The following is a 13297-nucleotide window of genomic DNA, read 5'->3' as shown; positions in this document are numbered from 1 at the left end:
ACTCATCATATAGCTATTTTATTTTTTTGTCAACAACTTCTGCTCATCTTTTTTTATTGCAACGCAGATTCTTGTTTTTTAACAAAGTATTTCAATAAGAAAGGTGCAACTAAGGTCGTTAAGATAATTACCACAATCATGCTCGTATAATACGCTTCTGAAAGTAATTTAGATTGGTAACCAATTTGCGCAATGATTAATGCCATTTCCCCACGCGAAACCATCCCAGCACCGACCATTAAAGAACTTGTATTGGAGAAACCAACCATTTTCGCTCCCCAGGCGCCGCCCAGTAATTTCGTTAAAATCGCCATAATCGTCATTACCAAAATAAAAGGTAAATCCTTTCCTAACGTGTTAAATGTCACTGATAAGCCAATGCTGGCAAAGAAGACGGGAATAAACACGGCATAGCCAATAGCTTCAATATTAAAATCAATTTCTGTTTTTGCATCCGTTTGTCCCACAGCAATCCCTGCAAAAAAGGCACCTACGACAGAACTTAAACCAACTAAATCAGCCAAATAAGCCATGCCCAAACAGATAATCAATGACATGATAATCACAGACGACCCAATGTTCATTTTTTGACTTAAACGTAGTAAATAGGGAGCGATAAAGCGGACCAAAAAGAAAATCCCAATAAAGAATAAGCCTTGTTCAATTAACTTAACAATAAAGCTGACTTCTGTATTGCCGCCTGTACTTGCACCAATCATGCCGACAGCGACACTTAAAATAATCACGACCACGATATCGTCAACGACGGAAGCCCCAAGAATCGTTGCACCTTCTTTACTACTTAAAACATTCAACTCTCTTAATACTTCTACTGAAATGCTGACCGACGTTGCTGCTAAAACTAACCCAAGGAAAAAAGCTTCTTTCCAAGAAAAAGCAAACAGCTGACCAATCAACATAGTAAAACCAACCGGTAAAACGATGCCCAAAATAGCGACCATGACACTAGGTTTCGCATATTTTTTCAATAATTCCAATTCACATTCCATTCCAGCAATAAACATCAGCATAATGACACCAATTTCTGAAAAGTCATGCACAAACACATCTTGATGCACAATATTTAACATCGCTGGACCTAACACAATCCCTACTAGCAATTGCCCAATTACTGCAGGAATTCCTACTCTTTTACAAGCAACACCTGCTAAAGTCGTTGTAATTAAAATCAAACATAAAATACCTAAAAATTCCATTCTATTTCCCTCTTTCTCTATTAACCAATCATCACTGATTCTTTTGGATATTGAACTTTCGACTGACTTTCCAAGCCTTTCTTAATTAATGACAATAACACCGTGTACACACCCACACGACCGACGAACATTAGAAAAATAATCACCAGTTTACCAAAAACAGTTAAATCTGGTGTTAACCCCATTGTTAAACCGACCGTTCCAAATGCAGAAATCACTTCAAAAACGATATACTCAATCCCGTTTTTTAAAGGTAATGTTTCTGTAAACGAGAGAATAACCGAAGCAGTTACACATAAAAAAGTTGCCAAGAAGAACAAAGTAAACGCTTGGAGCACTACTCGCTCAGGAATTGTGCGTTCATGGAATTCCACTCGCTGTTTCCCTTTAAAAATTGCACGAAATTGTAAAAATAACACACCAAACGTAGTGGTTTTCAAGCCGCCAGCGGTTGATCCTGAAGTGCCACCAATAAACATCCACAAAATCGTGACAATCAGGCCTGGATTACTCATTTTCAAATAATCAACTGAATAAAAGCCAGCCGTTCTTGGTGTAACCGACAAGAACCAACTGTTGACAAGACGCTGCCAAAAAGACATGTCAGCTGGAAAATGGCGATATTCTGAAATGTAAAAAATAACGGTCCCTAAGACTAAAAAGGTGGCGGTCACCGTTAAAGCAAGGCGTGTATGAATACTAACACGGTGCTTAATTTTATTTTTATAGCCTTTAATCATTGTAAAAATATCGCGCCACACAATAAATCCTAAACCACCAGCTATAATTAAAAAGCTAATGACTAGTAAAAGATAAGGCGAATTTTGATAAGGAACCATACTATCCCCTAGCAAATCAAAGCCAGCATTACAAAATGCCGAAACGGCATGGAAGAGACTAAAAAACAACCCTTTTTTCCACCCAAATGTTGGCACAAATTGAAAGGACAACAAGAAGGCTCCAAGTAATTGAATAATGGCCGCAAACTTCATAATATATTTCATTAAACGAAAAACTCCGGAAACTTCACTAACATTTAACGCTTCTTGATACAACATCCGTACACTTAGTGACGCTTTTTTCCGCAGCAAACTAAAGAAAATCGTGGCAACGGTTAAAAAGCCTAAGCCGCCTAATTCAATCAAAATCATAATAATAACTTGCCCGATAGGACTCCAATGTTCCGCCGTATTCAAAGGCGAAAGCCCTGTAACACAGACGGCGGAAGTTGCCACGAAAAAAGCATCAATCCATTGCGTTTTTTGTCCAGCTTGTGCAGAAAAAGGCATCATTAATAAGATTGTGCCTACAACAATTAATAGAAAAAAGCCTAAGACAATTGTTTGAACAGGTGAAATATACAACCTTCTTTTGATCTGATGTTTCATTTTTTTCTCCTCTACCATTTCTTTGTCAATCAAAAACAACACAAACGGCTAGACAACTGTTGCTTTGTTCCTCTCGCCCTATGAGAAACTCAAAACCTTGAAAGCAACTTGCCCAACCGAATAATTATTTTTTAATTTTTGTTTTCACGTTGATAAATCGAATAAACCAACTCATTTTTTTGATAAACCTGTTTTAAACGAACTGGGATTGATTGAGCCATTGTCTCGTATAGAGCAATGCCCTCACCCAGAAACAGTGGTATTGTCGTCAAAATGAAGGTATCAATTAAATCAGCTGCCAAAAGCGGTTGAACCACTTTTGGGCCTCCAACAATCCAAATTCCCGCGCCGTCTTCTTCTTTGAGACGACGAATTAATGTGACTGGATCTTCCTTGGTAAAAGTTCTTGAAGCAGTTGATGGTTCTGGATGAGAGGTAATGATATAAGAATGCTTGTCTTCATAAAAATACACATCTGGGGACAATTCTTGTGTAACTTGATCATAAGTAGTCCGCCCCATTACCACAGTGTCTATTTTTTCATACATTTCATCGTAACTACGATCTTCTTCATCGCCACGAATATTCTCTTCTAACCAAGCAACACCGCCCGCTTTGTCCGCAATGAAACCATCAATACTCGCTGCAATAAATAAAATTACTTCCCGTGCCACATCGACGCCTCCTTTTCTCTTCTTATCTATTTTAGCTTGTTTTCTCAAAAAACTCTAGGGGTGCGCATTGTTATTTTTAAAAGAAAAAAGAGAAAAACTAGGATAATTGGGCTACTTTTTGTAAAATAGGAAATAAGAAACTTTTTATTGAGTTGTTTTACATTTTTTTCAAGAAAAATAAGAATTGGTTTATTTGATTTACACAAAAAAATAACATATTCAGTTTTTATATAAAGGAGGATTACTTTGTTTGATTTAGAGAAGGTTCAGACCTTGAATGAATTAGAAATGCTCGTTTACCATTATGTATTGGAACATCTGCACCAAATCCCTCAACAGACCATTCGTCAACTGGCTACTTCCTGTCATGTCTCCACCTCAACGATTCTACGATTTTGTAACAAAATGGGCTATGCTGGTTTTTCCGAATTAAAATATGCAGTGAAAGAAGAAGCCAAACAAACACAAACGTTTGAAAATTTTTATGATGCCACGGTTCACGTCGATGCTTTTTTGAAAAAATTAAACCAAGAAACCTATTACGAAATGCTTCGTCCAGCAATTCAAATGATTGTTCAAGCACGTCACGTTGCCTTTACTGGCATTGGTACTAGCGGAATTTTAGGTAGTTATGGCAGTCGTTATTTTGCCAACTTAAATATCAATTCTTACAGTATTGCTGACCCCTTTACGCCTATCCCCAAGCGCGGATTTGAAAATACATTAGCCTTGATTCTGTCTGTATCTGGGGAAACCAATGAAATGATTAAACAAATGACCGATTTTAAAACAGCTGGCGCCAAAGTACTAAGCATTACCAACAATCAACATTCAACTATTGCCCGCTTGGCTGACTACAACATCTCCTATTATATGCCCGACGAACGTTCTCCATTTGCAGATAAATCAGTTAATACAACCACTCAAATCCCTGTCATTGCTTTAATTGAACTCCTAGCTCATCAAGCAAGTCAACTTTTAAAGGAACTAGATGAAACCCCTTTCTAGTTGTTTTTCACAAAAGCTCATGCTGTCTAAAACAGCATGAGCTTTTTTGTTTTTTTTCTTGGTACATGTTTCTCATTCAAGCAAAAGTCTATTTTTTCTTCAAATAACCTTATATAGTAAATATGTAAACGGATACATTTGCATTTATATTATTCTTCAAAGGAGAGATTTTTATGAACGAATGGATTAACGAGAAATTATTACCTCCAGTACTAAAATTCGTCAATACCAAAGCAATTACTGCCTTACGGAACGGGATGCTTTACACGATGCCTTTTACCATTGTTGGTTCCGTGTTTCTTCTATTAGCGAATTTCCCAGTTACAGCTATTTCTGAATGGGTTAACGCAAGCGGTCTGGCTGTTTATTTCAATCAAGCATATGGGGCATCTTTTGCGATTATGTCGTTATTTGCGGTCATCGGTATTGCCTACTCATATGTAAAAAGCGAGGGATTTGAAGGCCTCCCAGCGGGCATGATTGCCATGGTGGTTTTCATTTTGTTTATGTCATCTGAAGTCAAAGATGCGGTTTCTGGCGCAGTAGTTGGCAATGTCATCAACAAAGATTGGACAGCTGGCAAAGGGATGATTACAGCTATTATTGTTGGTTTGTTAGTCGGCGTTGTATATAGTTGGTTTTTACGTCATGATATTCGTATCAAATTACCAGAAGCTGTACCAGAAAATGTGGCCAATTCCTTTACTGCGTTAATTCCTGCCAGTGTCATTGTAACTGGTGCAATGCTAATTTTCATTCTTCTAGATAAAGTCTTCAATACGACATTCTTTGACTTTATTTACGAAGTGCTACAATCACCACTTCAAGGAGTCACAGATTCACTAGGTGGCGCATTACTATTAGGTTTTGTCATTCCCCTCTTTTGGTTTTTCGGTGTTCACGGGTCAACAATCGTTGGCGGTATCATGGGCCCTATTTTACAAGCAAACTCTTTAGAAAATACCGAAATTTTGAAATCAGGAAAAGACTTAACACTGGCTAATGGTGGCCATATTGTTACACAACAATTTTTAGATCAATTTTTAACGGTCACTGGTGCGGGCATGACAATCGGGTTAGTCGTGTTCATGGTTTTCTTTGCCAAATCAGCTCAGTTTAAGCAATTAGGTCGGCTTTCAATTGGGCCAGCTGTTTTCAATATTAACGAGCCAATTGTCTTTGCTACACCTATCGTGATGAACCCAATCATGGCTGTGCCGTTCATTATCACACCGATTGTTTCTTCTGTTGTGACATATTTTGCCTTGTACACAGGACTGGTTCCTCTCTTTACTGCGGTACAAGTTCCCTGGACTACTCCTCCAATCATTTCTGGACTTTTAGTTGGTGGTTGGCAAGCAGCGTTGCTTCAAGTAGTGGTACTGACGATGAGTTTCTTTATCTATTTACCGTTTGCTAAAAAAATGGATGCACTTAACTACGCAGAAGAAACCAATCAACCGATTACTGAAGAAACCCTTGAAAAAGTCGAAGCACAAAACGTATAAAAATTTGAACAAAGGACTGAAACGATATGTCAATTTTGAAAAATGATTTTCTTTGGGGCGGCGCTGTCGCTGCTCATCAATTAGAAGGAGGCTGGGACCAAGGCGGTAAAGGGGTGAGCGTGGCGGATGTAATGACTGCCGGTGCACATGGCGTCCCTCGTAAAATTACCGCAGGCGTTTTACCAGATGAACACTATCCTAACCATGAAGCGATTGATTTTTACCATCGCTATCAAGAAGATATTCAACTATTCAAAGAACTTGGTTTAAATTGTTTCCGAACCTCTATTGCTTGGACACGAATTTTTCCTAACGGAGATGAAGAAACGCCCAATGAAGAAGGCCTTCGTTTTTATGATGCACTTTTTGACGAGTGTTTGAAAAATGGCATTGAGCCAGTTGTGACACTGTCTCACTTTGAAATGCCTTATCATTTAGTCACAAAATATGGCGGTTTTCGCAATCGCCAGGTCATTGATTTTTTTGTCAAATTTGCTGAAGTCTGTTTCACTCGTTACCAGAAAAAAGTCAAATATTGGATGACCTTTAACGAAATTAACAACCAAGCCAATTATGAAGAAGATTTTGCACCTTTTACTAACTCTGGTATTGCTTACCAAGAAGGAGAAGACCGCGAAGCAATTATGTATCAGGCTGCTCATTATGAACTAGTCGCTAGCGCACGTGCAGTGAAAATTGGCCACGCTATCAATCCCGACTTCCAAATTGGCTGTATGATTGCGATGGTGCCTATTTATCCTTATTCTTGTAATCCTGAGGATATGATGATGAGTGTTAGCGCAATGCAAAAACGTTATTGGTTTACCGATGTTCATGTCCGCGGTCATTATCCAAGTGCAATTCAATGCTATTTGAAACGAAAAAACATTTCATTAGATGTCACAGAAGAAGATTTAACTGATTTAGCTAATGGCTGTGTTGATTATATTGGCTTTAGCTATTACATGTCATTTGCTGTGAAAGGTGCAGAAAAGGCCCCTACTTTTGACTACAATGAAGCAAAAGACTTGGTGCGAAATCCTTATGTAGCAACATCTGATTGGGGTTGGCAAATCGATCCTATGGGCTTACGCTATGCAATGAATTGGTTCAATGATCGGTATGAATTACCACTTTTTATTGTCGAAAATGGCTTTGGTGCTATTGATGAGCTAGAACCAGACGGAACGATTAACGACACTTACCGAATCGCTTATTTACGTGAACATATTGAGATGATGAAAGAAGCCGTTGCGTATGACGGCATTGATTTGATGGGCTACACACCTTGGGGATTCATCGATTTAGTGAGCGCTAGTACAGGCGAAATGAAGAAACGGTATGGCTTCATTTATGTAGATAAAGACAACGATGGTCACGGAACGTTGGAACGGCGAAAGAAAAAATCGTTTGCTTGGTATCAACAAGTGATTGCTACGAATGGAGAAGAATTATAAACAAAAGGCCTTCGTCTAAAGACGAGGGCCTTTTGTTTATGCTTGTAATCCCTTTTCTAAATCAGCCAATAAATCTTCGACTGCTTCAATTCCTACAGATAAACGAATGAGTCCATCTTTAATTCCCACAGCTTCACGATTTTCTTTGGGAATAGATGCGTGAGTCATAATGGCAGGTACTTCAATTAAACTTTCTACGCCACCTAAACTTTCCGCTAAAGTAAAAATTTCCAACGCTTCTACGAAAGGAACGACTTGCTCATCCTTGGCTAATTCAAAAGAAATCATGCCACTAAATCCCGACATCTGTTTTTGCGCAATTTCGTGACCAGGATGACTCGCTAGTCCTGGATAATACACCGTTGCTACCGCTGGATGCGCTTCTAAAAATTCTGCAATTTTTTGAGCATTTTGGGCGTGCGCTGCCATCCGGACGCCTAATGTTTTTAAACTACGTTGGACCAGCCAACTATCATGTGGTCCTAGAACAGCACCAATCGCATTTTGTAAAAAGGCAATTTTTTCTGCGCTTTCTGGGTGATTCGTTACGACTAAACCAGAGACTACATCACTATGGCCCCCTAAATATTTTGTCCCGCTGTGAACCACAATATCAGCACCTAACGCTAACGGCCGTTGAAAATAAGGCGTCGCAAACGTATTATCGACAATAGTTAACAACTGATGTTTTTTAGCAAGCTTAGCCGCCGCTTCAATATCTGTAATTTTTAACAGTGGATTACTTGGTGTTTCCAAAAACAAGGCTTTTGTATTTGGCTGAATTGCGGCTTCAATTGTTGATAAGTCGCTGGCGTTTACAATCGTGTAGCTTAACCCATTTGCTACAAATACTTTGTCCAATAAACGGAAACTCCCCCCATAGACATCGTCACCTAATAAAATATGATCTTCGGGTCCAAACATAGAAATGATTGCATGAATACCAGCTAAGCCTGAGCTAAACGCAAAGCCATGGCTCCCACCTTCTAACTCAGCGATTAAGGTTTCTAACGCGTGACGTGTGGGATTACCTGAACGAGAATATTCATATTCTTTTGGCTGGCCCACGCCATTTTGTTCAAAGGTTGACGTTTGATAAATAGGAACACTCACTGCACCTGTTGTTGTGTCTTTGCTAATGCCGCCATGAATTAATTTGGTATTGAATTTCATAAAAGTTTTCCTCCTAAGAATAAATATTTTTTGATAAATAACGGTCACTACCGTCAGGAAAAATAGTTACAATTGTGCTGCCTGCTGGTAAGCGGCGCGCCTCTCTTAATGCCGCCGCAAACGCTGCGCCGCTGGAGCTTCCCACCAGCAAAGCGCTTTTCTTGGCTAATTGTTTGACCCAGAAAAAACCATCCTCGTCTGAAATGGTATAAAAGCCGTCCACAGGAATCTGTTTAAGAAAAGGCGGCACGAACTCCACGCCAATGCCTTCGATTTCATGTCCGTGTGCAGGTCCGCCATTTAAAATTGAACCTTCTGGCTCCACGCCCCATAATTGCGTCTTACTATTTTGTTCTTTGAGATATCTGCCAACACCAGCAAACGTTCCACCACTGCCTAAACCTGCGACAAAGCTAGTAATCTTCCCGCCTAGGTCTTGAACAATTTCAGGTCCTAATCCTTCGTAGTAAGCAGCAGGATTATCCGGATTTTCAAATTGTAACGGCACGTAACTATTAGGAATTTCCTTGGCTAAGTCTTGGGCACTAGTTATCGCTCCGACAATCCCTTGCTCTGTTGGCGAAGGGACAATTTTAGCACCTAACGCTTGCATCAGCTGTTGTTTTTCCTGACTAAATTTTTCTGGCACAACAAAGATTGTCTTGAGGCCCAGTTGACTGGCAGCTAATGCAAGTCCAATCCCTGTATTCCCCGCTGTCGGTTCAATAATTGTTGTGGCTTGATTTATCTTTCCCGTTTTCATTGCTTCTTTGAGAAGATGCACACCAAGCCGATCTTTGACACTGCCACCTGGATTCAAATATTCTAGTTTCGCATAAATTTTAGTGCCTTCTGGCATAGGATATTGTTCACTTGTAAATTCAAATAATGGTGTTGCTCCGATTGTGTCTAAAATTGACTGAGCAATCATAGCGAATTCCTCCTTCTAATACATGTACATAAAACAAAAAGGTGCTGATCGCATCAGCACCTTTTTTGTTTATTTCTGGTTGTCTAGATTCAGAGAGGAATCGTGTTAGGCAATTTTTCAGAAATAACGGAGGTTTTCCCCATCACAAAAGAGTATGCTGCACTATTTTGCACCATACAACAACAGCTTTCCGTTTCTAAAAAAGGGCTAGCTTGTTTTTTCGTCATGGTTGATTTCCTCCTTCGTCATGTGTTGACCAAACTATACCATTTCCCATTTTCTAGTGTCAACGATTCTAACTATTGCTATTTCCTATCACACCAATGGTTTTCTTATAGGCAAAAGAATTAATAGACCAAAAAAAAACAGAAGGCTAGCCTTCTGTTTTTCTGCTACTTATTTAGCACGTTTTAAATACGTACCTTCCGCAGTATTGATTTCTAATAATTCGTCTGCTTCAACAAAATCTGGAACGTTAACAACTAATCCTGTTTCCATTGTAGCGGGTTTACCAGAACCAGTTACTGTTGCGCCTTTGATTGAAGGTTGTGTTTCAGCAACACGTAAGATTACCGTTGTTGGTAAAGTTAAACCAATGACTTCTTCACCATAAAATTGAATTTTTACTTCCATATTTTCTAATAAATATTTTAGTTCTTCTTCAATTAAAGCAGTTGGTACTTCATATTGTTCATATGTTTCTAAATCCATGAAAATAGCCATATCATCTTGGCTGTATAAATATTGAACCGGTTTTGTATCGATGTGCGCTTTTTTCACTTTTTCATCTGGGCGCATTGTTGTATCTGTTGTTGAACCCGTACGAACATCTTTTAATTTCATACGCATAACCGTGTTACCTTTACCTGGTTTGTGGTGGCTAGCTTCCATTACTTTAATTAATTTGCCGTCTTGCTCAAAAGTCATACCGGCTTTTAAATCGCTTGCTGCAATCATTGTAATTTCTCCTTTTCTCTGGTTAATTCTTCATTATTGTAGCAAATAACCTAGGATTAATCTAGGAAATCACGTATCTTTTTTAGAAGTTTATCACTCCCCAGACATTGAATTGGGAAATAAAACGAGTTTAACTTGCCTTTTTTCTTGAATTGCGTTAGAATTACCAAGCTTTCATCAATTATTTTCACTTTTTACATAGAAAAAATCAATCATTAAAGGGGGTGATGATATGATACGTCAAACGCTATCTTTATCAAAAACACATGAGGTTGTCTGTCACTAAACATACGTTGGTGAGACAAATTGCCTTTCAGCGTATGTACTCGGTCTATTTGAAAGGAATTTAAAATCATGAACCCAACTATTCAACCTTACCAATTTAACATAATTAAAGAACAAGTCGCTGTGTTACTAAATACCTATACGTCTGTTAACGATGCTACGACTGTCAAAACTGTCCAGGCCTTATGTGTCGAAAAAATCAATGGGTTATTTCCAGAAGAACACCCTGCTGTTACGATTTTGTTGGACAAAGTGATGGATCGTCGTTTAACACGCGCACGTGCTGAAAAATATTTAGACGAATTAAAAGAAACCGTGCTGCCCTTTAAGGAACCTTCAACACCACAAGTCACGAAAGTCTTTCGCAAAGTGAAAAAGTTAAAGATTCCTGAGTGGGAAAACATGGATTTACGGAACAATACCTATGTCGGTTGGAACGACGCTGGGACTCAGAAAAAATTTATCTTAGCTTATCGAGAAAATAAATTAATCGGCGTCCATGGCACCCTTTCACCCACCATTGTTAAAGGTGTTTGCTCCATCTGTCAAACAATCACGAATGTGTCTATGTTCCTAGCTACCACCAAATCAGGCGGCGACGGAACCTACACGAAAAAAGGCAATTACATTTGCCATGATAGCGACACCTGTAACCAACAATTAACACAACCTGAATATTTGGAAGCCTTTATGGAAAATGTTAAGGCTGTGAAATAACAAAAAAAAACGTCAAGAAAATTTCTTGACGGTTTTTTTGTTACATCTCTTTCAATTTCCCACGAAATTCTTCAATACTTTCATAACCTTTTGCTGCCATGATTTCTTGTAATTCTTTGGCTAGACGCTCAAAAACTTGTGGACCTTCTTGATGCAATTGTGTGCCAACTTGTACTAATGTCGCACCGCATAAAAGATGCTCAAAAACATCTTTTCCACATGTAATACCGCCGGTTCCAATAATTTTGATTTCTGGTTTCAAACGTTGCGCAAACGCACGAACATTGGCTAACGCTGTTGGTTTGACATATTCGCCGCCCAGCCCACCGAAACCTCCTTTTGGTTTAATGACCACTTCTTCCTTGTCACTGTCAATATATAAACCATTACCGATGCTATTAATACTATTCACGTATACTAAAGGGAATTTATTTAAAATTTCAGCCATTGCGTCAAAATGTGCAATATCAAAAAATGGGGGTAATTTTACACCTAATGGTTTAGTAAAAAATTGGAAAACTTCTGTTAAAAGCTTTTCTGTTAATTCAAAATCATAAGCAATTTGCGGTTTACCAGGCAAATTGGGACAAGACAAATTAAATTCTGTCACTCCTGTGTATTCACTTTCTTGCACTTTTTTTAAAATAGCAATATTTTCCTCATAATTCATACCAGATACAGATAAAAAGCGTAACTCCTCAGGAAATTCCTTTTGACGTGCAATCTGATAATCTAAATAATAATCAATCCCTAAATTAGGCAAGCCCATTGAGTTAATACTTCCTAATGGTGTATCAAAATACCGTGGTTCCTCATTGCCCTGACGAGGATTAGGTGTTGCCGTCTTAGCGACAAAAGCACCTGCTTGAGAAGCCGCTAACTCGTCCATTTCCTTAATTGTCATACAATGAATGCCTGATGCGTTCATTAACACATTCGCCAATTTATGTCCCGAAAACTCTACTGAAATATCCAAAAGAAAAACCCTCCTGTAAATTGTTTTACTCATAAGCTTACCACCTTCACGTAAGCTTTTTATGATTATAGCATGTTTTTTTACGTTAGTGTTATTTATATTTGCGACGAGCATTTTTTTGTATTTGGTGTTTTTTTGTATTTCTTTTAAACTCTGTTTCATTTGTTCTAGCCACTTCTTTATAAAGTTCTATTAATGTGTTTACAGGTTTAAATTTCAACAGATATTTTTTTCCTAAAATATATATTATTCCTAAGATACATAAACGTATTAACCCTTTACTAAACCAGATTCTGTAAAATTCTAGCGAGTCTTCTGGAAAAAAATATAAACTAATTTTATTAATCCAGCCACAAGATTCTAAAATATCTGAAATAACAAATGAACTATAAAGCATTACCGACCATATGACTATTAAAAATTTTGTCCTTCTCCATTTTTTTTGTAAAAAATTTGGTATTTTTATTTCAGTAAGTTCTTCTTGAGCAAAGTAATCTATTCCTTCTTTAGAGTAAAATAACAAAACAAAAGCAGTAAATAATGGTATTACAGTCCACCAATCTCTATCAAAAAAACCTAAACTATACACAACAGCACTTATTTTTAGAATATTTTTCAATTTAATCTTAGGGTCACTTTTTAGTTCACATACTATAAATATTAGAATTATTGATAAAATATAAACTAAGCTGAAATATAGCGTAATTTTGCCGCGTATATTTAAATAATAAGTAACATCTACCAATGCAAAAAATCCCGAAATAATTAAAATCCATATTGCCAAGTCCCCTTTATTCCCTGAAACACTCTTTCTATTTTTCATATACAAAAAAATATAAGTAAACGACAAAATACCGAAAACTATACGATTTAGTCCTTTAGGAATACTCTCAAAAAAATAGTTAAGCGTTCCCCAAAAGACAAATAACAAACCATAGATAACTATTTGTTTAAAAAATTGAGGTTGTAAGTTTTTCAACATAATTTACCTCCAGCACCTTCTTTT

At 37.8% G+C, this 13297-nt stretch carries 13 protein-coding genes; 4 read left to right on the top strand and 9 right to left on the bottom strand.

The annotated features are described in order from the left end of the window. Positions 1-53 precede the first annotated feature (53 nt). The 3 genes from PYW42_RS01290 to PYW42_RS01280 all read right to left on the bottom strand — a co-directional run bounded on the left by PYW42_RS01290 (position 54) and on the right by PYW42_RS01280 (position 3327). A complete protein-coding gene (locus tag PYW42_RS01290; RefSeq protein ID WP_002355211.1) occupies positions 54-1217 on the bottom strand; it encodes a cation:proton antiporter in 1164 nt (387 codons plus the stop codon). 20 nt (positions 1218-1237) lie between these two features. After that, positions 1238-2605, bottom strand: coding sequence for a TrkH family potassium uptake protein (locus tag PYW42_RS01285; RefSeq protein ID WP_002370177.1), 1368 nt, complete (start codon positions 2603-2605; stop codon positions 1238-1240). Between the two features lie 131 nt (positions 2606-2736). Further along, positions 2737-3327: a dihydrofolate reductase family protein gene (locus PYW42_RS01280; protein ID WP_002386047.1), complete on the bottom strand. Its 591-nt coding sequence runs from the start codon at positions 3325-3327 to the stop codon at positions 2737-2739. Between the two features lie 198 nt (positions 3328-3525). Here PYW42_RS01280 and genR point away from each other — a divergent pair, with 198 nt between their 5' ends. The 3 genes from genR to genA all read left to right on the top strand — a co-directional run bounded on the left by genR (position 3526) and on the right by genA (position 7252). Then, entirely contained in the window at positions 3526-4287 is a 762-nt protein-coding gene (genR, locus tag PYW42_RS01275; RefSeq protein WP_002355208.1) for a MurR/RpiR family transcriptional regulator, read from the top strand. Between the two features lie 173 nt (positions 4288-4460). Further along, entirely contained in the window at positions 4461-5795 is a 1335-nt protein-coding gene (gene genB / locus PYW42_RS01270; protein WP_002355207.1) for a PTS sugar transporter subunit IIC, read from the top strand. A 26-nt stretch (positions 5796-5821) separates the two neighbouring features. Next, positions 5822-7252, top strand: coding sequence for a 6-phospho-beta-glucosidase GenA (gene genA, locus PYW42_RS01265; protein WP_002355206.1), 1431 nt, complete (start codon positions 5822-5824; stop codon positions 7250-7252). 36 nt (positions 7253-7288) lie between these two features. Here the strand turns inward: genA and PYW42_RS01260 are convergent, their stop codons facing one another. The 4 genes from PYW42_RS01260 to efp all read right to left on the bottom strand — a co-directional run bounded on the left by PYW42_RS01260 (position 7289) and on the right by efp (position 10313). Beyond that, complete coding sequence (locus tag PYW42_RS01260; protein ID WP_002358342.1) at positions 7289-8425, bottom strand: cystathionine gamma-synthase; 1137 nt, start codon at positions 8423-8425, stop codon at positions 7289-7291. Between the two features lie 13 nt (positions 8426-8438). Continuing rightward, positions 8439-9356 carry a PLP-dependent cysteine synthase family protein gene (locus tag PYW42_RS01255; protein ID WP_002358341.1) on the bottom strand — a complete coding sequence of 306 codons (918 nt, stop codon included), beginning with the start codon at positions 9354-9356 and terminating at the stop codon, positions 8439-8441. Positions 9357-9445: 89 nt separating this feature from the next. Further along, positions 9446-9583 carry a hypothetical protein gene (locus tag PYW42_RS01250; protein WP_002355203.1) on the bottom strand — a complete coding sequence of 46 codons (138 nt, stop codon included), beginning with the start codon at positions 9581-9583 and terminating at the stop codon, positions 9446-9448. Between the two features lie 169 nt (positions 9584-9752). After that, positions 9753-10313, bottom strand: coding sequence for an elongation factor P (gene efp, locus PYW42_RS01245; RefSeq protein WP_002355202.1), 561 nt, complete (start codon positions 10311-10313; stop codon positions 9753-9755). 354 nt (positions 10314-10667) lie between these two features. On the opposite strand from efp, the gene PYW42_RS01240 reads away from it, so the two are divergent. After that, positions 10668-11315 (top strand): FusB/FusC family EF-G-binding protein, encoded by a 648-nt coding sequence (locus PYW42_RS01240; RefSeq protein WP_002361142.1) that lies wholly within the window; start codon positions 10668-10670, stop codon positions 11313-11315. Positions 11316-11355: 40 nt separating this feature from the next. Here the strand turns inward: PYW42_RS01240 and PYW42_RS01235 are convergent, their stop codons facing one another. Further along, positions 11356-12324, bottom strand: coding sequence for a dihydroorotate oxidase (locus PYW42_RS01235; RefSeq protein WP_002386045.1), 969 nt, complete (start codon positions 12322-12324; stop codon positions 11356-11358). 58 nt (positions 12325-12382) lie between these two features. Next, positions 12383-13273, bottom strand: coding sequence for a hypothetical protein (locus PYW42_RS01230; protein ID WP_002355198.1), 891 nt, complete (start codon positions 13271-13273; stop codon positions 12383-12385). Positions 13274-13297: the final 24 nt, after the last annotated feature.

It is taken from the genome of Enterococcus faecalis, assembly GCF_029024925.1.
Classification (GTDB): domain Bacteria; phylum Bacillota; class Bacilli; order Lactobacillales; family Enterococcaceae; genus Enterococcus; species Enterococcus faecalis.
This window is presented reverse-complemented; position numbering and strand designations above follow the sequence as displayed.